The 319-nt window shown below is 37.0% G+C and carries 1 protein-coding gene; it reads right to left on the minus strand.

What is annotated here, in order from left to right; genetic code table 11:
- Positions 1 to 121 (minus strand): IS3 family transposase (locus JMM81_RS23255; protein ID WP_375162441.1); only part of this gene is annotated, 121 nt, incomplete at its 3' end.
- Positions 122 to 319 lie beyond the last annotated feature (198 nt).

The following is a 319-nucleotide window of genomic DNA, read 5'->3' on the forward strand; positions in this document are numbered from 1 at the left end:
CATGTTGTTTTAGGTCCAAACGGATACGACGATATCCATAGTTCCCATCATGTTCCTCAAACAGGGATTGAATACATTCTTCTAGTTCCTGATTCGGATTCTCTTTCTTCCTCATTTTCATATGATAATGGTAGGAGGATTCAGGAATTTCTACTATTTGTAGAACATCTTTTAGTTTGAACGTTTCTTTGAGTTCATACGATAATGCTGTTTGTGCTTTTCGAGATAACCTTCCGGATCCATCTGAAAAGCTCGTAACTTTTTTAAGTATTCTACCTCTAAACGAAGAAGCTCGTTTTCTCTCTCCAGTTTTTGTTCG

Origin of the sequence: Bacillus sp. V3B (assembly GCF_024494465.1) — a bacterium.
Lineage (GTDB): Bacteria > Bacillota > Bacilli > Bacillales > Cytobacillaceae > Bacillus_BD.